Annotated in this window: 20 protein-coding genes; 5 read left to right on the top strand and 15 right to left on the bottom strand. The window is 57.4% G+C overall.

The genetic code is table 11. The annotated features are described in order from the left end of the window. Positions 1–14: 14 nt before the first annotated feature. The gene (gene dctP, locus ACR0MP_RS00180; protein WP_170353339.1) at positions 15–1025 is read right to left on the bottom strand and encodes a TRAP transporter substrate-binding protein DctP; all 1011 of its coding nucleotides are present in this window, start codon (positions 1023–1025) and stop codon (positions 15–17) included. 88 nt (positions 1026–1113) lie between these two features. Beyond that, positions 1114–2415 (bottom strand): Gfo/Idh/MocA family protein, encoded by a 1302-nt coding sequence (locus ACR0MP_RS00185; protein ID WP_480602901.1) that lies wholly within the window; start codon positions 2413–2415, stop codon positions 1114–1116. Between ACR0MP_RS00185 and ACR0MP_RS00190 the strand changes: the two genes are divergently transcribed. Both ACR0MP_RS00190 and ACR0MP_RS00195 read left to right on the top strand, forming a co-directional pair. Next, positions 2414–3067 carry a GntR family transcriptional regulator gene (locus tag ACR0MP_RS00190; RefSeq protein ID WP_170353340.1) on the top strand — a complete coding sequence of 218 codons (654 nt, stop codon included), beginning with the start codon at positions 2414–2416 and terminating at the stop codon, positions 3065–3067. The two genes, ACR0MP_RS00185 and ACR0MP_RS00190, sit on opposite strands and share 2 nt — an antisense overlap. A 530-nt stretch (positions 3068–3597) precedes the next feature. Beyond that, a complete protein-coding gene (locus ACR0MP_RS00195; protein WP_170404653.1) occupies positions 3598–5691 on the top strand; it encodes a 3-hydroxyacyl-CoA dehydrogenase NAD-binding domain-containing protein in 2094 nt (697 codons plus the stop codon). 153 nt (positions 5692–5844) lie between these two features. On the opposite strand, the gene rpe is transcribed toward ACR0MP_RS00195, so the two are convergent. From rpe to ACR0MP_RS00235, 8 genes are all read right to left on the bottom strand, one after another. After that, positions 5845–6534, bottom strand: a complete 690-nt coding sequence (gene rpe, locus ACR0MP_RS00200; RefSeq protein WP_170404649.1) for a ribulose-phosphate 3-epimerase — start codon at positions 6532–6534, stop codon at positions 5845–5847. 125 nt (positions 6535–6659) lie between these two features. Continuing rightward, entirely contained in the window at positions 6660–7136 is a 477-nt protein-coding gene (locus ACR0MP_RS00205) for a class I SAM-dependent methyltransferase (RefSeq protein ID WP_480705691.1), read from the bottom strand. Positions 7137–7155: 19 nt separating this feature from the next. Continuing rightward, positions 7156–7908: a polysaccharide deacetylase family protein gene (locus ACR0MP_RS00210; RefSeq protein WP_480885474.1), complete on the bottom strand. Its 753-nt coding sequence runs from the start codon at positions 7906–7908 to the stop codon at positions 7156–7158. Next, positions 7905–9047, bottom strand: coding sequence for a glycosyltransferase family protein (locus ACR0MP_RS00215; RefSeq protein ID WP_480885476.1), 1143 nt, complete (start codon positions 9045–9047; stop codon positions 7905–7907). The genes ACR0MP_RS00210 and ACR0MP_RS00215 overlap by 4 nt, the downstream gene beginning before the upstream one ends. A 2-nt stretch (positions 9048–9049) precedes the next feature. Then, entirely contained in the window at positions 9050–9628 is a 579-nt protein-coding gene (locus tag ACR0MP_RS00220) for a histidine phosphatase family protein (RefSeq protein WP_170736594.1), read from the bottom strand. Further along, positions 9628–10701, bottom strand: a complete 1074-nt coding sequence (locus tag ACR0MP_RS00225) for a glycosyltransferase (protein ID WP_170736592.1) — start codon at positions 10699–10701, stop codon at positions 9628–9630. Before ACR0MP_RS00225 ends, ACR0MP_RS00220 begins: the two co-directional genes overlap by 1 nt. After that, positions 10701–11948, bottom strand: coding sequence for a glycosyltransferase (locus ACR0MP_RS00230; RefSeq protein ID WP_480885478.1), 1248 nt, complete (start codon positions 11946–11948; stop codon positions 10701–10703). Before ACR0MP_RS00230 ends, ACR0MP_RS00225 begins: the two co-directional genes overlap by 1 nt. Continuing rightward, positions 11945–13159, bottom strand: a complete 1215-nt coding sequence (locus tag ACR0MP_RS00235; protein WP_170424455.1) for a hypothetical protein — start codon at positions 13157–13159, stop codon at positions 11945–11947. Before ACR0MP_RS00235 ends, ACR0MP_RS00230 begins: the two co-directional genes overlap by 4 nt. A gap of 382 nt (positions 13160–13541) precedes the next feature. Here ACR0MP_RS00235 and ACR0MP_RS00240 point away from each other — a divergent pair, with 382 nt between their 5' ends. Beyond that, positions 13542–15938 carry a mechanosensitive ion channel family protein gene (locus ACR0MP_RS00240; protein ID WP_170404625.1) on the top strand — a complete coding sequence of 799 codons (2397 nt, stop codon included), beginning with the start codon at positions 13542–13544 and terminating at the stop codon, positions 15936–15938. Between the two features lie 87 nt (positions 15939–16025). Here ACR0MP_RS00240 and ACR0MP_RS00245 read toward each other — a convergent pair whose 3' ends face one another. From ACR0MP_RS00245 to ACR0MP_RS00265, 5 genes are read right to left on the bottom strand one after another with little or no spacing between them, the layout of a single operon-like run. Continuing rightward, a complete protein-coding gene (locus ACR0MP_RS00245) occupies positions 16026–17381 on the bottom strand; it encodes a CoA transferase (protein WP_480885481.1) in 1356 nt (451 codons plus the stop codon). Beyond that, positions 17378–18532: an ABC transporter permease gene (locus ACR0MP_RS00250; protein WP_170397657.1), complete on the bottom strand. Its 1155-nt coding sequence runs from the start codon at positions 18530–18532 to the stop codon at positions 17378–17380. The genes ACR0MP_RS00245 and ACR0MP_RS00250 overlap by 4 nt, the downstream gene beginning before the upstream one ends. Continuing rightward, complete coding sequence (locus ACR0MP_RS00255; protein ID WP_170397654.1) at positions 18529–19557, bottom strand: ABC transporter permease; 1029 nt, start codon at positions 19555–19557, stop codon at positions 18529–18531. Before ACR0MP_RS00255 ends, ACR0MP_RS00250 begins: the two co-directional genes overlap by 4 nt. Positions 19558–19572: 15 nt before the next feature. Further along, positions 19573–21486 (bottom strand): ABC transporter substrate-binding protein, encoded by a 1914-nt coding sequence (locus ACR0MP_RS00260; protein ID WP_170404619.1) that lies wholly within the window; start codon positions 21484–21486, stop codon positions 19573–19575. Further along, positions 21479–23251 carry an ABC transporter ATP-binding protein gene (locus ACR0MP_RS00265; RefSeq protein WP_170404616.1) on the bottom strand — a complete coding sequence of 591 codons (1773 nt, stop codon included), beginning with the start codon at positions 23249–23251 and terminating at the stop codon, positions 21479–21481. Before ACR0MP_RS00265 ends, ACR0MP_RS00260 begins: the two co-directional genes overlap by 8 nt. 228 nt (positions 23252–23479) lie before the next feature. Between ACR0MP_RS00265 and ACR0MP_RS00270 the strand changes: the two genes are divergently transcribed. Beyond that, positions 23480–23977, top strand: coding sequence for a class I SAM-dependent methyltransferase (locus ACR0MP_RS00270; protein WP_170404613.1), 498 nt, complete (start codon positions 23480–23482; stop codon positions 23975–23977). Between the two features lie 93 nt (positions 23978–24070). Further along, positions 24071–24700: a glutathione S-transferase gene (locus tag ACR0MP_RS00275; RefSeq protein ID WP_170404609.1), complete on the top strand. Its 630-nt coding sequence runs from the start codon at positions 24071–24073 to the stop codon at positions 24698–24700. Positions 24701–24796: the final 96 nt, after the last annotated feature.

Raw genomic sequence — 24796 nt, forward strand, 5'->3', positions numbered from 1 at the left:
TTGTGTAGACGAACTTAGTTGCCCAGGGCGTTGATCTGCTCCAGAACGCCGTCCGGCCATGATCCGGCGAACTCGCTGTCCAGATACATCGACTGTACCCGATCGCGGAACGCCGCCAGGTCGGGCTCGTAGACCTCCATGCCCTGCTCTTTTAGGAAACTGACAAGGTCCTCTTCTTTCTGAAGCTGCTTCTGGCGGCCTGATTCAGCTGCTGCGTCCGCAGCTTCCTGAACCTTGGCTTGCTGTTCCGGTGTCAGCCCGTCCCAAACCTCTTTGCCGATGGCGATATAGTTCAAGTCGACCAAGTGCGATGTCAGGATGATCTGATTGGTCACTTCGTAAAACTTGGCATCAACCACGGTCGGCAATGGGTTGTCCTGACCGTCAACGGCACCGGTCGACAGAGCTGTGTAAACCTCTGAGAACGCCATTGGTGTCGGGGCGGCACCCAGCGCTTTGCCAAGGAACTGCCACGCATCTGTGCCCGGCATCCGCAGGTTCACACCTTCCAGATCAGCCGGAGTGCTGACGGTCAGTTCATCCTTGGGTTGGCGCAGGTTCACCTGACGACGGCCCAGATACATGACCGACAGCAGTTTGACGCCCAGCTCTTCTTCGGCTTTTTGCTTGAAGGCATCCATCAAGGGATCATTGAAGACAGCCACCTGATGCGCGGCGTCCTGGTGGACATAGCCTGCGGTAAAGATCGAAAACTCGGGGAAGAACTGTGCCAGTTCCTGCGCCGAGGTAATCGACATTTCCAGGTTACCCCGGCTGATGGCATCCAGCTCAGTACCCTGAGCGAAAATGGTGCCGTTATAGCTGGGCTCATAACTTGCGAAATCAGCGACCATGGGCGCGAAAACCTCGGCCATAGCGACCGAGCGCTGGTCGGTCTCCGATCCTGATGTGGCGAGGCGAAGTTGCACTTTGTCTTCCGCCAACGCACCGCTTGTTGCGCTAAACAGGACACCGGTTGCAACCAGGGCTGATACAGCAGCCCGGCGGGTAAGTTTGGTAATCACTTTGCTCCTCCCTGAGACATCATGATGCATTATTCCGATTCTGAGTTTTGACCTATTTTGGACATTTTGCAAGATTTTTTACAAAATATCAGATATTTTTCATTACCTGCAATCTCTGCTGCTGCGTTTCCTGAAGGCTTCTTATCCTAACAGTCTCGCCAGCCCTGCAGGAATTCTGAATAGCTTCAATAACTTGAAGCGTTCTAAAACCTTCCCATCCAGACACAATCGGATCTGCTTCGTGCCGAGCTACTTCAACAAAGTGCCTAAGCTGATTGACCAGAGGGTCAGAGGCACCCTTCTTCAGCGCGGTTGATGAGATTGGCGTCCACCAGTCCCTTTGCTCACTCTGGTAACTCCACAATCGAAGATCGGGAACGGACAACGAACCATGAGAGCCACCTATCATGTAGCTACTCTCAGTGGTTGAAGGATAGATTGGATATTCCTGAGACGTCATCTCCCAGCTCCATGGAGCAACGATGCTGTCGGACACACTTATGGTCCCTATCGCTCCGCTTTCGAACGTCAACAGAGCACCGGCAACATCTTCGTTGTCGTAGCCCCGCTGCGATGCAGCCGACTGAGCCTGAACGGTCACGACTTCTCCGGCCAAATACCGCAGAAGATCGACGTCGTGGACCAGATTGACTGAGATGGGCCCTGCACCTGGTTTCTTTCGCCAGGGCGCAGCATCAAAATACTCGTCTGGCTTATAGAACCAGCAATTCGCATGGACAGCGCGCACATCGCCAATCTTCCCGCCGACAATGGCTTCCTTAGCCGACCGGATCAGAGGATTGTGTCGACGATGATGTCCGACCATCAGTGGCACATTGGCCTTCTCCGCTGCTTGAACAAGCTCAAGTGCAGCGGTGGCTTCCACGGCGATCGGTTTTTCGACAAGAAGGGGACAACCATGTCGAACACACGTGAGGCCTTGTTCAACATGAAGCGTGGTCGGGGTCGCAAGAACAGCTCCGTCCGGCGTCTGATTTGCAAACATTTCCTCGAGGGTTTCGAAACATGCGACCCCATGCTCAACGGCGTAAGCACGACCTTCATCGCTGGGGTCGACCACCGCGACGAGATCAACATGGCGCAACGCTCGTATAGCGTCTGCGTGGCGGCGTCCAACAAGGCCAATGCCGACAATGGCAATGCGAAAGTTCTTAGACACTTTGCTTCCTTCCGGAGGGTCCGGAAAATCCCGAAACCGATGATTGCGATCGGGCTGCTTTGCCCAACTTGGCCACGACCGTATTGGGGTTTTCGCGATTCCGCAATAATGTATGATATTTTTATTTTTACCATACATCAGTTTGGATTGCTGATGTCTCTGAAAAATGCTAATTGAACGAGGAAACTGATAATATCGGGTGAAACGCATGGCGAAACAGCCGTCTACGATAGGTGCAAGCACCTATCAGCGCATCAAGCGGGATATCATCTTCGGGGAGCTGCAACCCGGCTCCAAACTGAAGCTGGACGCCTTGAAGGAACGCTACTCGGCAAGCCTTTCGACACTTCGTGAAACGCTGAACAGGCTCGCCAGCGACGGATTTGTCGAAGCTCCCGAGCAACGGGGTTTCCTGGTCACACCAGTTTCACGAGAAGACCTGACCGAGATTTCAGAGCTGCGGGTCCTGTTGGAATGCCACGCGTTGGAATTGTCCATTGCGAATGGCGACACGGATTGGGAAGGCAACCTCGTTGCCGCACACCACAAACTGCACCTGATGGAACAGCAGCTTCTCAAGGGCGACGAGTCCGAGAAAGAAACCTGGAAACGATATGATTGGGAGTTTCACCAAGCGATGATCGCGGCCTGCAACTCCAAAAACCTTCTGTCTCTGCACTCCATCATCTACGACAAGTACTTGCGGTATCAGATGCTTGTGCTGACTTATCGCGGCGAAGAGGCGGTCAAGGAGCACAAGGGCATGTTCGATGCCGCGCTGGCCAGAGACGCCGACACGGCGAAGAGGCTGTTGGAAGATCACATTCGAAATGGCCTCCAGCATACCTTGGAGGCTATGTAAGACGTTCCCCTTGCCGCAATAGCGACAGCCTTCAACGCAGAGCACCCCGGTGAAGGCGAATTTCTTTTGATCGAATTCGCCAGTCAGGGCACCGCTACGACAATTGACCTTTCGGCTTACCCCTTGAAGGTCACGGCACGCATATTTTACAGAGTGTTAATGTGTGGGGTTTGTGTCCAAGACGGACCTCCGCTACCAGAACTTCCCAAACAAGTATTAAGGCCCTGTTAGCTGCGTTTCCATTTGGATCGCGCCCTCGGGTTCCGTGCGAGTTCAGACCAAGCACTGCAGATCTTTGCGCTTCGTTGGTCTGAGGTCGCGAAGCAAGTTCTACCGCAACGTAAAAGGTTGGTTCCGGGCATGAACCGCGTGATTATGGTACTAAATCCGAGAAAATCAAATAAACCGAACGATCGGTCGAAAATGTAGTTGAATACGAACGCAGACCGGGCCAGTCTTTGATCGCGCCGTGTCCGGGGATTCCCCGATTTACTACTGGCATTGCATTTCGTCTGAGGAGGCAGGATCATATGACCCAAGTCATCGGGTATGAGAAAGTGGGCGATATCGCCGTTTTGTCGGCTGAGAACCCACCCGTTAACGCGCTGGGCGTGGATGTGCGCCGGGGTTTGTTGTCTGCGATCGAACGTGCCGAAACAGAGGGCGCGCGCGCGGTTTTGATCTATGGTGAGGGTCGGACTTATTTTGCAGGCGCAGACATTCGCGAGTTTGGCAAGCCGCCACAGGACCCGTGGCTGCCCGCACTCTGTGATCGGATTGAGGCGTCGCCCTTGCTGGTGGTTTCTGCGTTGCATGGAACCGCGCTTGGTGGTGGGCTTGAGGTTGCTTTATCCTGTCATTATCGCGTTGCCGTGCCGTCTGCGAAGGTGGGGTTGCCCGAGGTTAATCTTGGTATCATTCCCGGTGCTGGCGGCACCCAGCGACTGCCGCGTGTTGCCGGGGTCGAGGCCGCATTGAACATGATCACGACGGCGCGGCACGTTCGTGCGCCAGAAGCGCTTGAGATGGGTGTGCTGGACAAAGTTCAGGATGGTGATCCGCGCGAGATCGGCCTGGCCTATGTCAGAGAGCTGCTTGCAACCGATGCACCTCGGCGTCCTGTTTGCGATATGGACCGGCCCGCCCCAATCGATTTTGATGCGGCCTATAACGCGGTGCTGAAGAAGGCCCGGGGCCAACTGTCGCCTGCGATTGCAGTGCGGGCAATACAAGCCAGTTGCGAGGCCGAGGATTTTGCATCCGGTTTGGCTCGCGAACGGGAATTGTTCATGGACCTGATGGGCTCGGATCAGCGCAAAGGGTTGATCCACGCATTCTTTGCGGAACGTGCGGTTGCAAAATTGCCCGAGTTGAATGGGGTCGAGCCGCGGGACCTGCAACAGGTCGGCGTCATCGGCGGCGGCACGATGGGCGCTGGGATTGCCACCTCAGTTCTGCTGGCGGGGCTTCCTGTCGTGCTGCTTGAGATGTCACACGAGGCAGCGCGGTCCGCTAAAGATCGTATCGCGGCAAATCTGGCTGGCGCCGTGAGGCGCGGAAAGCTGAGCCAGGACAAACATGATGATATTCTGCAGAACCGGCTGACCCTGGCCACGGACTATGACGCTCTGAGTGGCGTCGATCTGGTGATCGAAGCCGTGTTCGAGGACATGGCAGTGAAGAAAAAGGTTTTTGCGCAACTGGATGCGGTCTGCAAAAGCGGTGCGGTATTGGCGACCAATACCTCATACCTTGATATCAACGAAATTGCCGGATCGACCGAAAGGTCACGGGATGTCATCGGTCTGCATTTCTTCTCCCCAGCACATGTGATGAAACTGCTTGAGATCGTGGTGGCGGATCACACCGCGCCCGAAGTTGTGGCAACGGGTTTCGCGTTGGGCAAGAGGTTGGGCAAGGTGGCCGTTCGGGCAGGTGTGTGCGACGGGTTCATAGGTAATCGGATTTTGGGCACATATCGGAACTGTGCTGATCACATGGTGCTGGATGGGGCGAGCCCATTCCAGATCGATGCTGCGCTGACCGGGTTTGGATTTGCGATGGGCCCCTATGCAGTGTCAGACTTGGCCGGATTGGACATTAGCTGGGCGGCGCGCAAGCGGAAACGGGCGGCAGGCCAGGATCCACGCGTTCGCGACAGTTTCTATGCCGACAAGCTGTGCGAGGCCGGACATTTCGGCCAAAAAACCGGCAAGGGCTATTACATATATGAAAATGGCAAGCGGGGTGGAGAGCCGAACCCCGAGCTGACATCATTAATCGAAGCCGAGCGTGCGGCCCAGAACATAACTCCACGCGCGTTTACGGATGAGGAGATCATACGTCGCTATATGGTCGCGATGGTGAATGAGGCGGCGAAGGTGGTAGGCGACGGCATCGCGCGTAGACCGCTGGATGTGGACGTTACGCTGCTCTATGGCTACGGTTTTCCGCGCTACTGGGGTGGGCCGCTGAAATGGGCAGATTTGCAGGGTTTGCCGGGCGTATTCAACGATATTCGCAAGTGGGCTGAAGAAGATGCCTTTTTCTGGCAACCTGCACCCCTGCTTGAACAACTGGTGGCCGAGAACCGCTGCTTTGATGATCTCAACAAAGATGCCTGAAGTCTCGGGGCAAAGGCTCCCGCGCCTGCGCAACATTGGCTGCGCCAATATTGCTAGCCGCCTTGGGCCCGGCATCGCGCAAAGCGCAATGCCGGGCCCAACAGGAGGAGGCGTTTCGTAAGAAACGTCGACGACTGGCGGGAGGGTTTGTTGTTAACCCAGTGCACCTTCGGCAGCAGTCCGCACAGCGCGAATATTGTCGCCATAGACCGACAGGTTTGAAACTGACCCGCCTTTAAAAACTGCTGATCCGGCGACCAACACGTCAGCGCCTGCAGCGGCCACCAGAGGCGCTGTTTTAGGATCAACGCCGCCATCGATTTCGATATGCACAGGACGGTCACCGATCATCTCGCGCAGGCGCCTAACCTTTGCGGTCATGTCGATGAATTTTTGACCCCCGAAGCCGGGGTTGACGGTCATGACGCACACCAGATCAGTCAGGTCCAACAGATGTTCGACGGCCTCGGCAGGCGTCCCGGGATTCAACGCGATTCCTGCTTTCATTCCAGCAGCGCGTATCGCCTGCAGCGTGCGGTGCGAATGCGGCCCCGCCTCGACATGCGCGGTCAGCACATCAGCCCCGGCATCGGCATAGGCTTGAATATAAGGATCGACCGGAGTGATCATCAAATGCACATCCATGACGGTCTTAACATGTGGACGAAACGCTTTGACCGCTGGGGGACCAAAAGTGAGGTTTGGGACAAAGTGGCCGTCCATCACGTCTACATGAACCCAATCCGCCCCTTGCGCTTCGATGGCCTGAATCTCCTGTCCGAAATTTGCGAAATCGGCTGACAGGATCGAGGGAGCGATCTTGATGGAACGGTCAAAGCTCATGACTGGCCTCATGTGGGTGTGCTGTTGCGGTGGCGTATACCCTCGACTCGCGTCAATGCATAGGCCTGACTGCGGTGAATCTGATCGATAGATTCAATATACAAACCCGCCAGTTCAAAGCCTGCTCAGGCGCGATAGAAAAGATATCGATCGGGCGCGATGGTCTCGGGGCCTTCAATCTGAGCAAAACCCGTCAACGGTTGCCCTGAAATCAACAACCCACCGGGTCGCATGACCTGTTTGATCAGAGGGCTGAGGCGCGCCGCTTCCGCAACATCTTCGGACTTGATCCCGCGGCCGAAATCGTAGTGCGCCAGCGCGATTGTTTGGCCTGCGTCCGCCAGTTTACGCAACATCGGCTCGGCCTCACCCTGCAGGAAATCCTGTGCCGGTGGCGTGCTGTCGGGATGACACTGCAAGACGCGATCCATCACCCATATACGCCGAGAGGGCAGGATCTCACGCAGATGATCATAGGTACGTCCGTTACCTAGCCCCAGGTCCAGAACGTCCCCTTCCATGGTGCCGATCTGTGCGACGGCCCAGTTTAGCCCATCGCGTTGCGCCGTCAGGCGGCGCAGCATGGAATCCAGTCGGCTCATTCGGGCTCTCCTTGCGAGTTCAGTTGCGTGGTGCGGTCCAGGGTGTGCCCGGTCCATCAAGCAGCCTGAGCAACAGATCCTGTGTAAACGTCCAGATGTCCTGATCATGGACTAGATGATGCGTCAACACCCCAAATGCTTCGGCATCGTCTGCGCGACCGGTGCGTCGGTCATGCAGCAGCTCAACTGTCTGTGCGATCAGTCTGTCAGGGTCGATCAAACCGCGCGTCCCGCGCCAGTCGATTGGATCGAGATGTGTGTTTATCTGCGCGAGGCCGGGCGCTGCGAGCAGTATCTTTCGGGGGGTCGCCGTTGACAGAACCCGATAGCCCAGCCCGTGAAGCTGCATGGCGACTTTGGAGTCGATCCGGTTCCATGGCGGAACAAACATCGGTCGCAGGTGCGCACCAAACAATTCTCGCAACCGGGACAATCCAGCCTCGGCATCTGCAACTACCGCTTCAAGGGGCCGGTGCAGGCGAAATTCGGCTTTTTTCTCGTCTGCAGGCGCGTGGTTCTGATGCGCCCAGCCATGCACAACCGGGATCAAAACAGACTGATCTGACACATACTCTGCAAGTGCCGTTTGCGCATCACGCGGGATCACCGCCAGATGGACTGGCAGGCCGAGCTCGTCTGACATGGCCGATAGCTTTTCTATCTGTGGTGTCACTGCAACTGCATCGTCATCACGCCACCACAAGGGCAGGGTCAATCCTGCATCCTGCCAGCGCCGCAACTCTGACTGCAAGGGGCGCCAATCAGGCCTCATCGGCTGGCCTCGTACAAGCTCACTGCAATATCCACTGACCGGCGCGCGCCATCAAACCCTTCAGTCATCGGGGGGCGTTCAACACTCGAAATGACATGCTCCAGCGCATTGGCCAGCGAGCCGGCGGTCAGGTCAGAACTGTTAAGCACCTCGATCCCGTTCAACTGCGAAAGAGATCGCGCGCGCAAAGATTGCTCAACCTCTTTGCCATCATCGAAGGGGATCAGAACCGCCGGGGTACCGCTTTGCAGCAGGTCCATGGCGGTGTTGTAACCGCACATGCTGACCGAAGCGGCGGCAAGCGGCAGCATTTGGCGAAAATCAGGGCGGACGGTTTCAAGAAGAACCGATGAACCCTCGGCCATTTGCGAAAGCTCGGCGATCCGCGCATTGGCATCCTGCCCGCCCACCAACAGGCGCCAGCGCCAGTTGGGCATCTTTCGGGCGGCCTTAATGGCCGCTTGAAAGATCGGCTGGCCGACCGACCCGCCACCCGCGCTGACCAATATCTCGCCCTGGCCTATGCCATCCGGATGACTTGGCGCAGCACTTGGGGCCACGAAACCGGTGTAATGCAGGCGCGATGCCAGTTGATCCGAGACAGGCCAACTGACTTCAAGTTCGGTGATCTTGGGGTCGGAATGGACCAGAACGCCGTCATAAAACTCTGCGATAACCTCATCCGTTTGGGTTACCTTTGCGGGCTTCGATGGCGGCGCAAGAATGTCACGGATCGAACCAAGGATGACGGGTGGCCGAGGTAGGTCTCGTGCGGCTTTCAATGCAGATTTGAACTCCGCGGCCAAAGAGCGCCGCCCGAACGGATAAAGCTCGGTGATCAGAATCTGCGGCCCGAAGCTGCTTACCGCCTGCGTCAGGGCGTTTGTGCGCGCAGCGAAGTAGGCCAAGTCGGCCACAGCGCCATTCTGATCAAGCAGGCGGGTGAAATCGGTGCCATCAGACCGCAGCGGCGGTAAATTCAGTAATGATAATCCACGTGTGCCAAGCTGAGGCGCAGGCATGCCACCCGAGACCACAAACACCTCGTGGTCCTGTTCGGCGAACGCGCGCGCCAATGTAAGGGCCCGGCTAAGGTGTCCGGTCCCTAACAGATGGGTAACAACGATCATCACCTTCATGGTCAAACCTCACGCGCAATCAATCGAACGGGTTCGGGTTCAGGCCGCATTTCGTCCAAGTCTACGATAAACAGTCTGTTGCGCTTGATCTTGAACGGCGCGGGGCCGGCAAAATTCCAGCCCCACGCCTTGGCCAAGATCACCCTCATGATGCCGATATGGCAGACCGCGAGATTGTCGCCGTCCAAGCCCGCCAGCCACGGCGCGATACGCGCCCATAATTCGGCTGGGCTTTCGCCGCCCGGAGGCCGATAATCCCAGCCCCAGTCTTCGATGTGGCGGTAACCGCTATCGGGTGTCTCGATCAGCTCAGCACCGCGCTGTCCCTCCCATTCGCCCCAATTCATCTCGGTCAGGGCCTGAGATGTTTTGGGCGCTTTACCCGATACCAACTGCGCTGTTTCAGACGCGCGGCTTAGCGGGCTGGACCAGACTGGTGCCGCGTTCCATGGCGATGGCAGGCAATACCCCGCAAGTTCAGCCCGAGCGTCGGCATCCAACGGAATGTCGCTGCGCCCCTGAATGCGACCCGCGCGATTCCAATCCGTGTGTCCATGGCGCAGAAGGGCGAGGCGGGTCATCAACTTTTCTCCAACAAGGGGCGCACAGTTGTCCAGAACCGCTCGGTGGCGGATGGCATCAGATGGCGGTGCGCGAAATAGGCGCGGGCGCGATTGCCCTCAGACTGGCTCAGGTCGGGATGGTCCAGAAACCTCTGTATACGCGCGGCCAACCCTTTGGCACCCGATCCGGTATCGGGATGATCGGAAGGTATCAGTACATCACGAACACCGGGGCGATCTTGTGCTGCGACGGGAACGCCGCAGGCCTGGGCCTCAAGATAGACCATTCCATAGGCTTCGTTGACCCCGGGCCAAACGAACAAGGAGGCCTCGCGGTACAGGGCCTGCAACGCGTCCCGATCCAGCTGACCCAGAAACCGGACACGAGGTCCGAACCGCGCCATCAGCGCCTCGACTTCCAATCGGGCCGGGCCATCGCCTACCACGTCCAACGCCCAATCCCCTGTCAGATGTTCCAGCGTATCGGCCAGAATGGTGTACGAGGCCAGCTTGTCCCCCGGCCGCATCATTCCCACAGTCAGCATCGGCCCATCACGGGTCGAAACAGGGGGTAATTCCGTGATGGGAAGAAACGGAGGCAGCTCGACGAGCGCCTGCGTACCGAACCTTTCCCGTTCTAACGTGATCAGATCGTTGGCAGTGTGGTAAAAAATCACCTCCGCAGAATCGCACGCGTCGTGCGCCGCTTGCGCAAAATCAGCCCATGGGCCTGCAAGCCGGCTGGTGGCGCGGGTACTTTCCAGCTGCACATACGGGATGTCTCTTGCGCGGCTCACGGCCGGGCCGAGCAGGTCGGGGGCCTTGTAGTAGTTGTGATAAGTCACCCACAGGTTCGTGTCAGAGGGCAGTTCCTCAGCCAGTCGTGCAGCCTCGGCATTTGCCTTGCGGCGGAATTCGTCCTGAAGCGCGCGGTCGCCTGCTTTGTCGTAAATCCGCAAATGCGAGGCCAAGTCGACAATGTCTCCCTGAGCGCCGAGGGCCTGCATCAGGTTGCGGGCCATTTCGCGATCACCCGAGGGCTTGGGACTGTCGGGGGACTTCATCGGTGCATAGAAAGCCACCCGCGCCATCAGGGTCCGTCCGCGCACAAGGCGCTGAGCCGCTCGGACAAGCGACGTATGCCCGGGTCCATCCGGAAGTCGGCGATCAACCGGTCATACGCGGCCTCAGCCATCTCGGCCGTTCTGGTCGGGTTCTGGGCGAGATCCGCAATAGCCGAGGCCAGAGAGGTCGGGTCATCTGCTGACAACTGACCGTGAACACCGGAATCAATGAACTCCGGGATGGCTGACACCGGCGTTGACAGGATCGGGAGGCGCTGGGACGCGGCTTCCATCAAAACATTGGGTAAACCATCGCGGTCGCCGTCGGCAGCAATTCTGCTGGGCAGGACAAACAGATCAGAGCGGCGCATCTCGGCAATGACTTCCGGTTGATCGCAAGCCCCCATCCACGTGATCCGATCGGAAATCCCTGCGGCATCGGCTTGTGCGCTCAACTCATCGCCCAGGTTTCCGCCGCCGATATGGGTCCAATGCCAATTCAGCGATCTGGGGAGCAGCGCGAAAGCTTGGAGAAGCCGGTCAAAGCCCTTCTTTTCGACAAGACGCCCGACCGACAGCATGTGAAAGGGTGCATCCGCTGCACGCGAACACTGCTGGGGAGGTGCAGGAAACCGCGACAGGTCCAGCCCATGATAGATCAGTTCTACCCGCGCAGGATCATCCGCCAGTTCGCGCAGATGTGCGGCACCAATGGCAGTACAGGTTGCCCCGAAGATGGCGCCGTGAGAGGCCAGTTGCAGCTTTTCCCGCTTTTCCCAGTCTGGTGAGGTCCAGATATCTTTGGCATGCGCCGAAAAACTCCAGGGCAGGCCGCGCATGATAGACGCATAGCGGGCGACCGAAGACGGAGTGTGCATGAAATGCGCATACAGCGCCTGCGTTTGATCGGGCAGCTCAGCGGCCAATACGCAGGCCTGACCAAACCGGCGAATTCGGTTGTGAGTCGGGTCTCGGCGAAGGTCTTGCCGCCAGACCTGGTAAGCTTGCGCGTATCCGGGCAGACGAGCTGCAATGTCTCGCGCAGTCGCCAGCCGCTCAGGCTCTTCATAAAGGTATTCCGGTAGGTAATGCACCTGCCCCTTGAAGCGATCGTGCAGAGGATGGCGCTTGGTATCGGTCGGGTGGCGCAACGACCAGATATCGAAGCTGTGCCCTGCCTCCTGCAAGGCCACCAATTCTTGCGCGATGAACGTCTCGGACAGGCGCGGCCAGCCTTTGACCAGCACCGCCAGCTTGGGGGGGTCGCGCGTCATCCGGTGGCGCGCTCTTGTTCCGCGCCTAGCAGCGCGTTTATGCGATGAGTGACGTAGCTTAGCCCGTCCAACAACCCTGCGCGAATGGCCTGCGAAGGCAGCGGCTGATGGGGCAAGGCGCGGATCGCGCGGATCATTGCATCCGCCGTCAGACCGTCACGGTTTTCATCCAGCATGCGTACCAGACCCAGATCCTCGGCGCGCGAGGCACGAATCCATTGCTCCAGCCGCGGCGTCGTGCGCGGAACAATGACGGCGCGTTTGTCGAAGGACAAAACCTCGCAGAAGGTATTGTACCCGCCCATGCAGACCACACCGGCAGCGCCCGCGAACAGCGTTTCGATCTGCGATTCAAAGCCAACGGCGGTCACACGGCCATTTAGGGCGGCGACACGGGTTTCAAAATCTTCGCGTAGTTCGCCTGACAGGAAGGGCCCATAGACCAGCACAGCGCGGGGTGACAGATCCGGGTCTTTTTCATATGCGGACAGCACCAAATTGACCATCGCCTTGCCATCCCCGCCACCACCAGGGGTGATCAGGATATACGGTTGTTCTGGTGGCTCACCAACCGGCCCAAGATCGCGACGTAGATACCCTGTCCAATGAATGCGCTGTTGCGTCGCCGGGCTGAGGGGAAGGCCTTGTGTAGGATCGTAGACCGATCGCAACCCATATACCCAGATCTCATCATAGAATCGTTCAGTCGCCGAGATCGCGTCCTTACGCTCCCATTCGGCGGCCAGTACTTCGGGCTCATCCAGAACGTCGCGCAGGCCCAGAACCAATTTGGTTGAGCAGGAGTTTTCAAGATACTCAAGCGTCGGCAGCAGCTCACCGCGAAAACCGGTAGGCTCTTTGTCGACGATCAGTACATCGGGGTCGAACTGTTCGACAGATGTCTGGATCAGGCTTGCGCGCAACTCAGTCACATCATCGATGCCCATGCCAATGGTCTGCGAAGCATACGAGCCGTCGGCGCGTTTGGTGACCCCGGGTAGACGGACATGGTCAACCCGACGCGGAAAAGTAAACCGTCCGGCAATGGGTGAACCGGTCAATATGAGGGCCGAAGCGCGTTGATCGGCTTGTGTTATGGCCGCAGCCAGCGCGCGTGACCGGCGCAGGTGACCTAGGCCGAACGTGTCGTGACTATATAGCAGGATGCGCGGTGCGCGGCCGTGATTTTCGTTTTTGATCCCTAGGCTCATGCCTTCGCCTGTTTCGGTTCCGGTGCAACTCCGCGCGTCTGCACCTGATTATCGTAATTCTGCCAGACCTTCTTGCCAAAGGCACAGATTCCGCCGTCCAAATGCGCCAAACATTGCGAATTGGCAACAGCATAATGCCACCGCCGGCAACAGGCGCACCTTGCGATATGCAGGCCGATGGTTCTTCATGCACAAGCCAATTCGGAGGCTGGACGCCTCAGGTGGTCATATTCAATTTTTGTTGTCTTGGAAACACTTTATCCCATCCATTGCGTCAGGAACACGGGCTCTCACGATGTTGACACCGCGTGTGCGGATGATTTGAACAGCCTTCTGAGGTTCTATAGTCTTGGACGCAGCTACGAATTGGATGCGATATACGATGAAAATGAATGTTCTGGCCGGGCTGATTTTGGTGATTTGGGCGGCAATGCTGGCCAGTGCAACTGACGCGGTTGCGCAAACTTCGCTTATTCCTGGATACCCAATAGGATCAAGCGAGGAAACCGGTTCTTCAAGCTCTGCCGCTGACAGCGATCTGGCGGCGGCCATTCGTTCCGCTTCCGAGGCGGGCGCAAGCGTAATCGTAATCGACAGCGCCGGGCAGGTTGTATCGGCTGCGGGCAATAGCGGTGATGCGACGCCAGAGGCAGATAGCATTGATCACATGGCTGAGGGTTCTCAGCTGATGAAGGCGCAAGAGCGGTTCTCAAAGTTCCGGGATTCCGTACGCTCGCGGATGGAGGCGCTGCCCTATTCGGTCTTTGAGGTCCAATACATCCTCAGACAGACCAGTCCGGACGGACGGATTCAGACTTATGTCGAAGTGTTGATCCTGAACGTGTTGTTCCTGCTGCTGGGGCGCTGGTTGTCGACTGAAATCTACGGTAAGCGCTTCGCAAAGCGTTGGGTGGTTGCGCGCATCAAGGAAAACCCGGTCGGCTATCGTGAAAAGATGCCTTTCCTGGTTTACCGCTTCGTGATGGGAATTGGCGGTACGGTCTTTGCCATGCTCATGGCGCTGATCGTCGGCTATCTGTTCTTTGGTGAAGCGGAAGACATATCGATCCAGTTTACCGTTACGGCAATCTTTACCGCGTTCTTCCTGTCGCGCACCGTCTCGGACTTGTGGCGGATGGTTTTGTCGCCTTACCTCAGCCAGTATCGCTTGCCGCCTTTTTCAGATCGGGACGCCAAGCGCCTGTATATCTGGGCGTCAGCACTGGCGACCTATGATATCTCGGTTGTTCTGTTCTCGACATGGGTAGCGGATTTTGGGCTGAACTATAACGTCTATGCCATGGTCTATGGCAGCCTGACGCTGATCGGAGCGCTAGGCAACATACTGATGATCCTGTTCAATGCACGCGCGATTTCGAACGCTATTCGTGGCGGGCGTGCTCCGGATCAGGTGTCTTGGATACTGAAGTTCATCTCTTTCGCCTGGGCGCCGGTTCTGGTGCTTTATATGGTGTTCAGCTGGTTCAAACTGGCCGTTGATCTGGTGCTCGAGGTTCAGGATTCGATCCCGATCGTGGCCAGCAGCTATGCCATCTTTATGTCCGTCGTCGTGGCCTACGGCGCGATGAACTATCTGCTTGAAAGGTATTTTGATCGCAATCGCAGAATTGAGGTGATGAATGCCGACGCAGAAGCGGCTGAGCAGATCGAGGATGAGCTGGTGGCTGATACGCCGCAGGCCGAAAAGCGCAAACACGCCATTCTGACGTACGAAGACCTTGCCCGTCGTGTGGCAGGCATTCTGGCCTTTGTGGTGGGGCTCTATGCGCTGGTAGTGATATGGAACCCGCAGGCCAATTGGTCGGATGACTTGCCTATCGAGCGGGCGCTGGATGTGATGGTGATCCTGTTTATGGGTTACATTCTGTTTCACTTCTTCCGCGTCTGGATAGATAGCAAGATCGCGGAAGAGACGGATGACGGCGGTGCTGAAGCCGAGCTGGGCGACGAAGGAGGCGAAGGCGGGCAGAGCCGTCTTGCAACTTTGTTGCCTCTGTTCCGCGGGGCCATTCTGGCTGTGGTCGTTGTGACCATCGCGCTGATTGTATTGATGGAACTGGGGATCAATGTCAGCCCGCTGTTTGCCGGTGCAGGTGTTGTGGGTCTGGCCGTTGGTTTCGGGTCGCAAACCTTGGTCCGCGACATCTTCTCGGGTGCGTTCTTCCTGATGGATGATGCTTTCCGAAAGGGTGAATACATCGACATTGGTGATGTGAAAGGGACGGTCGAAAAGATATCGGTCCGGTCCTTCCAACTGCGCCACCACCTTGGTGCGCTCAACACGATCCCATTTGGAGAGATCAAGGTTCTGACAAACTATTCCCGCGACTGGGTAATCATGAAGCTGCCGTTGCGGGTGACCTATGACACCGATGTCGAAAAGGTGCGGAAGCTGATCAAGAAGCTGGGTCAGGAGCTGCTGAGCGATCCGGTGATTGGTGATAACTTCATTCAGCCGCTGAAATCGCAGGGTGTGATCGAGATGCAGGATTCGGCGATGATTATCCGGGTCAAGTTCATGACCAAACCGGGTGATCAGTGGCTGGTGCGCAAGAAAGTCTATCAGGATATTCGTGAGCTGTTTGCCCGTGAAGGCATCCGGTTTGCGCATCGGGAAGTCACCGTGCGACTGGCGGATGACAAAGAGGCCGAGGACCTGACTCCCAAACAACGCGAGGCTGTCACAGGGGCCGTTCAGGCCGCGATTGACGAAGACTATCTGGACGATATCGGCCCCGGCGGTGGCGATGATCGCTAGGAGGGCTCCCGCCCCTTTGGTTTGCGTCTCTGGCGAGACGTCAACCAAAGCGTTGGGCCGGGCCGCGCGTCCCGCGCGGCGGCAGCTTTAAGCGGTAAGTGACGGCCAAGTGGGCTGTGAAGTTCCCAGTTTGGACGCAGGCAAAGCCCAGTGCATCTTTGCGGATCCAACGGTTAGCGCCGGCTTCAATCGATAGCCGGGCCCCCACCCGGAAGGTTCGAGCGCATCCGCATAATCGACAGGCAGCGACTCGGTAATTTCGTCACCGGGCTCGCTCTTGGCGAGGGTGGCCAGCAATTCGGCGGTGCGCGCCAGCGAGAGCCGGGCATCCATGACGGCCTGACCGGATGCGGCTTCGGCGAGCGCCGAGAGCAGGGCGGCTGCCATCAAGTAGCCAGTTGCGTGATCCAGTGCCTGAACAGGCAACGGAGTTGGCTTGTCGGCCCCCGCCCAACCCATCCCTGCATGTGCGATTCCGGAACTCATCTGTACAAGGCTGTCAAAACCGCGGCGCGCTGCCCAAGGTCCTTGCCAGCCATAGGCGTCTAGCGTGACTTCAACCCTGTTGGGGGCGAGCTGATCCCGCGTGTTTTTACCCAGACCGAGTGCGTCCAAAGCGCCGGGCCGATACCCGTGGACAAGTATGTCCGCTTGGGCCAGCAGCTCTTGCAGTTTTGCTTTTCCATCGGGTGATTTCAGGTTCAGATAGGCGCAGTGCTTGCCGAGAGAAATGTCAGGAATGACGCCAGGTTCATCCCAGCCGGGTGGATCGATCCTCAGGACCTCGGCGCCAAAACCCGCAAGTGTTCGTGTCGAGACTGGCCCGGCCAGAATGCGGGTCAGATCGAGCACACGCAGCCCAGCAAGAGGTCGCGCGGCAGTCGCCTGAGGCCGATCACGTAGTTGAATATTGCGTGGCCCCTGCCATCCGATCAACGGCTCGCGGGCCAATATGCGTCCTTGCGGATGGTCATGCCACTCAGAGCGGCTGCGCATTGCGGCAGCGACGCCGCCCTCGGCGACAATCGCGGCTTCCAGTTCAGAGATGCTCCAATCCCGAACCGCGCGCGATACCAGCGCACGGTCCGGCGCGACTTGCAAAACGTTCAGGGCGGCGGCGCGATGACTGGGCAGGTTGGTGTGCAGCCTGATCCACCCATCAGAGGCCTGATAGTCGCCAGCAATCGCGTCCCAAAGGCTGGGCATATCCCACCCTTCGGGTTTGAAGGAAAAGCCATACCACAAGGAGGCCAGTCGATGATCTACGGCCACCTCCGGAGGCGCTGGCGCCAGGTTCAAGGCTGTCACAAGGCGCGACAGCTCCTGCCCGACTGCCGCAAAACTGGCCGTCGCCAGTTCCGAGACCGCAAAGGCGCTGGGCCGCGCACCCGCCCCATTGACCCTGTAGGTGTCAGGTGAGGGGAGGGCGGACAGCAAGCTCATTGCTGATAGGGATCAAGGCTGTCGCGCAACCCGTCGCCAAGGAAGTTGAAGGCCAGCACGACGACGATGATTGGCAGCATCGGGATCGCGGTCCATGGATAGATTTCGATTGAGGCGAGGTTCTGCGCATCGTTCAGCATCACGCCCCAACTGACCGCCGGGGCCCGCAGTCCAAGGCCAAGGAAGCTGAGGGCGGTTTCGCCCAAGATCATCGCAGGGATTGATAGCGTGGCCGAGGCAATCAGATGCGACATGAAATTGGGTAGCAGGTGCTTTCGGATCACACGACCGGAACTTGCGCCCATCATCTCGGCCGCACGTACGTATTCCTCTTCCCTGAGAGACAGGAATTTTGCGCGGACAGATCGGGCAAGGCCTGGCCAATCGAGAATACCGAGGATGATCGAGATGATGAAGAATACCGCGACCGGGCTCCAATTTGATGGCACCGCGGCGGATAAGGCCAGCCAGAGGGGAAGTTCCGGCAGAGAGCGCAAGATTTCGATCACACGGTTGATGGTCCAGTCGATGCGCCCTCCGAAATACCCGGCCATTGACCCGAACAGGATGCCGAGGAAGAAGGATACCGAAATGCCGATCAGGCCCACTGTCAGCGACAGTTGCGCGCCATATAGGATGCGGCTGAATACATCGCGGCCCAGACGGTCCGAGCCCCACAGAAACAGCGTGGCCCCTTCGGGTGCGCAAAACAGGTGCGTATCGGATTTTATCAGGCCTGCGAGTTTGTATTCTGACCCTTCGCAGAAGAACCGGATTGGGCGCGGGTCTTCCGTGTCAGCGACGAATTTCCACTGGAAAGTTTCAAGGTCCGCCTCTGCAACTATTGGATAAACGTAGGGGCCGATGAACTTCCCCTCATGAAACCAGTTGACCGACTGGGGTGGAGCATACAGGTGCTCTCCGTTCCGATCATTGGGGCCGTAGGGGGCAATAAAGCCCGCAAAAGGCAGCATCAAGTAGCAGAGCAGTAAGAAGAGGCCAGAAATCAGACCCAGCTTGTGGGTCCTGAACTTGCGCCAGACCAGCACCCAATTAGGGGCATCGAGATCTGCGCGCTCAAGCTGCTGAATAGAGGCCTGCGGGTCAAATGGCGCGTCGTCGACATAGCGACCATCGGGTTTATCGGTCATGCTTCGCGCCCCTCGTAACGAATGCGCGGATCAAGCATGACCAGCAGGATATCGGAAATCATGGTGCCGATCAGCGTCAGCAGAGCCACGAACATAAGAATGAAGGCCGACAGGAACTGGTCCTGCGTTTTCAAGGCAGTCAGCAGGGTCGGGCCGATTGTTTGCAGACCCAGAACTACCGAGACCAAAACCGACCCGGAAACCATCGAGGGCAGCAGGTTTCCAATGTCGGCGACAAACGGGTTGAAGGCCACGCGCAATGGGTATTTCGTCAGCATCCGCGATGGGGACATGCCCTTGGCGATTGCTGTTTCGACATAAGGTTTCCCTAGTTCATCCAGCATATTGGCGCGCAGGCGCTGCATCATGGCCGAAGCACCCGAGGTTCCGATGACGAAGGTCGGAACGATCAGGTGGACAAGGATGGATTTCAACTTGTCCCAACTCATCGGTTGTCCCTCAAAGGAAGGGTCCATCAGTCCGCCGATGGGCAGGTTGAAATAGCGATGGCCGTAGTAGAACAGGATCAGCGCCAACAGGAAGTTCGGGGTCGCAAGACCCAGATAGCCTACAAAGGCCGAGGTATAGTCAATCCACGTCCGTGATCTGGCCGCAGCGATGACCCCCAATGGCAGAGCAACGGCATAGACGAATAGAATGGCGGCCAGATTGACCACAACCGTCAACCACAGCGTATCGCCCACGATCTCGCGCACGGGGCGGTCGAATTCGAAGGACCAGCCATAATTGCCCTGTAACAGGCCCTCGAACCCATGCGGTCCGGGCCAGAAGCCCATCCAGATCAGGTACTGCTCGGGCAACGACCGGTCCAATGAGTATTCCTTGCGCAGAAACTCGGCCTTGGCGACACCGGCGGACTGTCCTGAAGCCTGCAGTTCGGCGATCTGGTTGCTGAGATAGTCGCCGGGGGGCAGGTTGATGATCACGAAAATCAGAACCGACACCACCAGCAATGTCAGCAGCATCGTGAAAAAGCGATACACCGCGTAGCGCAGCATGACCATTTAGCTGCTCCTGAATTAGTCGGCGAAGAAGAACTCGTCGGGACGGTGAATGCCGAAATGTGCGCCGGGTTCCCATGCCCACATGGCCTGCTCAGGCACATTGCGCAGGCGGTTCGACACGACAATAGGCTGCGGTGCGCCGTTCAGGATACCGATCGCATAAAGCTGGTCGGCGTGAATTTTCAGCATCTCAGACCAGACTGCGCCGCGTTCTTCATCCGTGGAGGCGATTTCCCAATCGTGGGCAAGCTTCATGAGAAGTTCGGCCTCGGGCATGTCTGGTGGTTCGCCCGACCCTCCATTTGTCTGATAGTATTGGCCCCATTTAGGCCATGCCAGAAAGACCTGATCGGTCGGGGCGAGATAGGCCGGCGATGTGTGGCTTTGCGGAATGCCGTCATCCCAGCCGAACCAGACCGACGCCATTGTATTGCCCGAGAAGACCCGGTTGCGCAGAATGTCTCGATCCAATGGTCGCATGACCAGTTCGACTCCGATCTCACGCCAGGTATCCGTGACGATCTGCAGGGCGTTTTCAACCTCTTGCCGCTCACCTGCGGTTTCGATGATCAGCTCCATCGGACGCCCGTCGGGCAACAGTCGGATACCATCTTTGTCACGCTCGGTCAGCCCAGCCTCATCAAGCAGAGCATTCGCCTTGTCGACGTCATACTGTGCCCAAGCCTGCGCATTCGCTTCGTCGTAGAAGGGCGATGCGGGCAGAACCGACATCGCGCCGGGTTGGGCCAGCTTGAAATAGAGCGCCTGATTGATCGTCTTGCGATCAATGGCGAGCGACAGTGCCCTGCGTACACGTACATCGCGCAGAACCTCGCGCCACGCATCGTCAGTGTAGTTCAAATTGGGATAAATCGCGATCTGCGACGCGACGCCTGTTTTCCACAAAAGCGTCTTGTATCCACCTTCAGCCTCGCCCTTTTTCAAGATCGAGGCATCGCGGAATGCCAATCCGCGACCTTGCAAGTCAGTTTCACCCGCATTTGCTTTGGCCGCAACCAAACCCGGTGCGACGATTTCCATTTCGACTACGTCGATATAGGGCAGCTGAACCCCATTTGAATCCACCCGATGGTAATAAGGGTTACGGACAAAGTTGTGCCGGATTTTCTTGCCCGAACTTGCGTTGAGCCATGGCTGCAACGTCGGCAGTTCATGATTGTCGTACTTATATAGATTGTCCAACTTGTTATGCAGCGCCGCCCAGCTTTTTACCCGCGCATCTTCGACCTTGAATGCCAGTTCTTCGGGGTCTGCAAACTTCTCGTGATACTGCTTAAGGAACTCAGACGGTCGATAGATAAAGGGCGGCCGCGCCTGAGCAAGTGATTGCAGGAAATTCGGGTTGGGGTCATCCCATTCGAATACAACCGTTGTTTCGTCGGGGAAGGTGACGGTGGGTGTTTTGCCTTCAACCCGCAGGAAATCTGGTGGGCCTGAGGGGCTGAGCAATTCGTTGTTGGCCACATCCTCCCACCAGTACCGGAAGTCTTCGGATGTGAACGCGGATCCGTTCGACCATTTGTGGCCGGGTCGCAGGTTCAAAGTAAATTTGCGATTGTCTTCATTTTCGAATGAAGCCAGCAAATCCGGGACGATGTTGTAATCCTGATCGAAGCCCACAAGCCTTGCGTAGCCATAGACCACCATTTGCCGAATGTCTTTGGACCGGGTGACCATCGTGCGCAGTGTACCGCCGGGTACACCGAATTCGCGACCTTTGGCGGCTAAGTCCACGATCAGCGGATCTTGCGGAATACGTTCAGCAACCGGTGGCAGGTCGCCGCTTTCAACCTCGGTTTGCCAGAACGCGTTTTCCTGAAGATTAGACGGAATTTCTGCCGCAGCGGGCAGCATTCCTGCGAAGGCCAGCGTCGCGGCCAAAATCAATCGGTGAGTGGTCTTAAACATGGCAACGTACCTTATGGCCGGGCTCCAACTCTATCAAAGAAGGTATCACGGAGTCGGAAAATCGAAAGGCGTCATCCCAACTGTCGGGTGAACCGGCACCAAGCGCAACCAGTTTCAGATCAATCGGGCGATTGATATCCGGTTCGGGCTGGGCGGCAATCAGTGCCTTGGTATAGGGATGACGTGGATTGTAGAACAGGGTTTCGGGTGGGGCTTGTTCCACCACAAGACCCCGGCGCATGACGGCGACTTCGTCGGCAATGCGCGCGACGACGGCCAGATCATGTGAGATGAACAGGTATGACAGGTTCAGACTGTCCTGCAGTTCTTCGAGCAGGGTCAAAATTTGCTCTTGAACGGATACATCCAGTGCCGAGGTTGGCTCGTCACAAACAATCAACGCCGGGTCCAGCATCATCGCGCGGGCGATAGACAGGCGCTGTCGTTGTCCACCAGAAAACGCATGCGGATAGCGTTTGAGCATATCGGCATTCAGCCCGACCCGCTGCAACATCGCGGCCGCTTTGTCGCGCTGCTCTGCCACGGTGCCGAGGCGGTGTATCTCCAACGGCTCGGTCATGGCATCCTGAATGCGCATACGGGGGCTAAGAGAGCTATAGGGATCCTGAAACACCATTTGCGCCTTGCGCTGAAACGCGGTGCGTTCGGTCCGTGTCATACTGTGAACCGTTATCGGTTCGGAATCCCTTGTTGTTCTGAACAGAACTTCGCCGCCCGGGTCGGGCAGTTCAGCGCCCAGAGCGATTCTGGCGGCGGTTGTCTTGCCAGACCCGCTTTCGCCAACGATTGCAAGCGTCTTGCCGCGCGCCAGCTTCATATCTACGCCCCGGCAGGCATGGATCAGTTTGTCGGCTTTCCAACCTTTGCTCGATCGCATCGTGTAGGTCTTTGAGACCCCGGTCATCTGCAGAATTAGGTCCTCGTCGGGCATCGGTATGCCGACGGCATCCTGATCGGGTATCTCAGGCGCAGCGTCGAACAGCTGCTGCGTATAGGGGTGCGCCGGATCATTCAGAATTGGTGCTGCCGGGCCAGCTTCCATCACGCGGCCTTTGTGCATGACGACCACCCGCTCGGCCATGTTAGCAACTACACCCAGGTCATGGGTGACAAGGATCAGCGCCATACCGGTTTCGCGCTGCAGCTCTTTGATCAGCCCAAGAACCTGCGCTTGGGTGGTAACATCCAGCGCTGTTGTCGGCTCGTCCGCGATGAGCAATTCAGGCTTGGACACCATGGCCATGGCAATCATGGCGCGCTGGCGCATGCCGCCAGACAGCTCGAACGGATAGCTGTCGTAGGCGCGGGCAGGGTCGGGGAAACCAACCCTCTCAAACTGGGTCAGAACTTCTTTGCGGGCCTGTGCATCGGATGCGCCGCGATGCAACCAAAGAACTTCGCTGACCTGATTTCCGATTTTGTGAAGCGGTGACAGAGATCGCATCGGTTCCTGAAAAATCATAGAAACCCGATTGCCGCGAATACCACGCATCTGTCTTTCACTCAGTTCGATCAGATTAGCGGTGCCTTTGGAATCGTTCAGCGTGATCGTTCCGCTACGGATCTGGGCGGTACGCGGCAGAATACGCAGTGCAGCGCGACAGGAAATCGTTTTGCCCGAACCGGATTCTCCAACCAATGCAAGTGTCTGCCCGGGTTCGACCTCGAAGCTGACATCTTGGACAACGGATGGACCCGTGCCGAAGCCGATGCTGAGATCCCGAACGGACAACAACGCACTCATGCGGGTTTTCCACCCGTCTGGCCGCTAGAAAACATCGGCTTTGTGAACTCCCTGTCTTTTTTGAGCAGTTTCGCGCGGTTGGGGCGGCGTAGTCAAACACCTTCTTCACCCGAATTGTCGCGGAATCGTGAAACTCGGGCCGTATGGCTACACAAAGTCTTGAGTTTTTGCCATCAAAGGCGCAATCGCCCCCCGACTGGTGTCGAATGATTTTGAAAGAGGTGCCCCGTGTCCGAGCAACAAAGCCGATTGGATCTGTTCATTGACCGAATGGTCTCGCAACGCGCTTGTCTGGACTTTGCTATCGCGCAGACCACTGGGCAGCCTGGTCCGGTTTTTGAGCTGGGATTGGGAAATGGGCGCACATATCACCACATGGTTAAGCACATTCAGGACCGTCCTGTTTATGTTTTTGAACGGGCCGTTGCGTCTCATCCCGATTCGACACCGCCCGATGATCTGGTGATTCTCGGTGATGTGCGCGAAACATTGCCTGCTTCGGTCACACGATTTGGCGCGTCGGCCAGTCTGATCCATGCCGATCTTGGGGGACACAACCGGCAAAAGAATGATGCGTTTGCCCGCCTCGTCTCACCTTTGATCGAACCGCTTCTGGCGCGGGGCGGACTGATGGTTTCCAGCGATCGAATGTATTTCGAAACACTGACCGAGGTGCCGCTGCCAGAAGGGGCGGTCGACGGGCGCTGTTTCATCTATCGGCGTTGATCTGCCGTAGGGTCACTGTGTGATCCGACTCGCGCTTTAGTGCTGGCCCGGTCTAACGTCCGAGGCGTGAAGCTTTGGAGGGGACCGTCAAAAATGCTGTTCTACGATTGCTCGACCGCGCCAAGCCCGCGCCGTGCCCGGATGTTTATCGCGGAAAAGGGGCTGAAGATTGACACTCGTGATATCTCAATCGCCAAGGGTGAACAGTTTAGTGATGCCTTCCGGACCGTGAACCCCGGTGCAACGATTCCTGTGCTTGTTACGGATGAAGGTACCACGCTCACAGAAAATCTTGGCATCGCCGCCTATCTCGAGGCGCGCTTTCCGGAACCTGCCTTGATGGGGCAAACGCCGGATGAAAAAGGCGAAATTCTGATGTGGAATGCCATCGCCGAACAACAATGTGGCGCACCAATCGCGGAAACTTTGCGAAACACCCATCCTTCGTTCAAAGACCGCGCGATCACCGGGCCTGCAAACCACGCGCAAATCCCTGAACTAGCGCAGCGGGGGGCTGAGCGGGTGCGTGCCTTCTTCGATTTTCTTGAGGCCCGTCTGCAAGTGAGCGGTTTCGTTGCGGGTGAAATGTTTTCACTGGCCGATATCACCACATTTGTGTTTGTCGATTTCGCACGTGTCATCAAGATGCGTATCCCAGAAGAGAACACGGCCACACGCGCCTGGTTTGATGCCGTTCAGACACGCCCGAGCGCCCGGCTTTAAGCTGATCCGGGTGCTGTCCCTCGAACTGTACAGAAATGTCTAGACAGAAGTGAACAGTGCCTCTAGCGTCCTTTGCGAGTCATGCAGGGGAGCGCA

The sequence above is a fragment of the Ruegeria sp. K3 genome (genome assembly GCF_056531845.1).

Excerpts from the sequence above, each read along its gene's own strand:
- ACR0MP_RS00230 (WP_480885478.1), bottom strand. The coding sequence starts at position 11,948 with ATGACGCGCGACCCCCCCAAGCTGGCGGTGCTGGTCAAAGGCTGGCCG.
- ACR0MP_RS00250 (WP_170397657.1), bottom strand. The coding sequence starts at position 18,532 with ATGACCGATAAACCCGATGGTCGCTATGTCGACGACGCGCCATTTGAC.
- ACR0MP_RS00260 (WP_170404619.1), bottom strand. The coding sequence starts at position 21,486 with ATGTTTAAGACCACTCACCGATTGATTTTGGCCGCGACGCTGGCCTTC.
- ACR0MP_RS00220 (WP_170736594.1), bottom strand. The coding sequence starts at position 9,628 with ATGACCCGCCTCGCCCTTCTGCGCCATGGACACACGGATTGGAATCGC.
- ACR0MP_RS00190 (WP_170353340.1), top strand. The coding sequence starts at position 2,414 with ATGGCGAAACAGCCGTCTACGATAGGTGCAAGCACCTATCAGCGCATC.
- ACR0MP_RS00215 (WP_480885476.1), bottom strand. The coding sequence starts at position 9,047 with ATGAAGGTGATGATCGTTGTTACCCATCTGTTAGGGACCGGACACCTT.
- ACR0MP_RS00185 (WP_480602901.1), bottom strand. The coding sequence starts at position 2,415 with ATGCGTTTCACCCGATATTATCAGTTTCCTCGTTCAATTAGCATTTTT.
- ACR0MP_RS00245 (WP_480885481.1), bottom strand. The coding sequence starts at position 17,381 with ATGAGCTTGCTGTCCGCCCTCCCCTCACCTGACACCTACAGGGTCAAT.
- rpe (WP_170404649.1), bottom strand. The coding sequence starts at position 6,534 with ATGAGCTTTGACCGTTCCATCAAGATCGCTCCCTCGATCCTGTCAGCC.
- ACR0MP_RS00210 (WP_480885474.1), bottom strand. The coding sequence starts at position 7,908 with ATGAGGCCTGATTGGCGCCCCTTGCAGTCAGAGTTGCGGCGCTGGCAG.
- ACR0MP_RS00195 (WP_170404653.1), top strand. The coding sequence starts at position 3,598 with ATGACCCAAGTCATCGGGTATGAGAAAGTGGGCGATATCGCCGTTTTG.
- ACR0MP_RS00265 (WP_170404616.1), bottom strand. The coding sequence starts at position 23,251 with ATGAGTGCGTTGTTGTCCGTTCGGGATCTCAGCATCGGCTTCGGCACG.
- ACR0MP_RS00205 (WP_480705691.1), bottom strand. The coding sequence starts at position 7,136 with ATGAGCCGACTGGATTCCATGCTGCGCCGCCTGACGGCGCAACGCGAT.
- ACR0MP_RS00235 (WP_170424455.1), bottom strand. The coding sequence starts at position 13,159 with ATGAGCCTAGGGATCAAAAACGAAAATCACGGCCGCGCACCGCGCATC.
- ACR0MP_RS00225 (WP_170736592.1), bottom strand. The coding sequence starts at position 10,701 with ATGGCGCGGGTGGCTTTCTATGCACCGATGAAGTCCCCCGACAGTCCC.
- ACR0MP_RS00255 (WP_170397654.1), bottom strand. The coding sequence starts at position 19,557 with ATGGTCATGCTGCGCTACGCGGTGTATCGCTTTTTCACGATGCTGCTG.
- ACR0MP_RS00240 (WP_170404625.1), top strand. The coding sequence starts at position 13,542 with ATGAAAATGAATGTTCTGGCCGGGCTGATTTTGGTGATTTGGGCGGCA.
- ACR0MP_RS00275 (WP_170404609.1), top strand. The coding sequence starts at position 24,071 with ATGCTGTTCTACGATTGCTCGACCGCGCCAAGCCCGCGCCGTGCCCGG.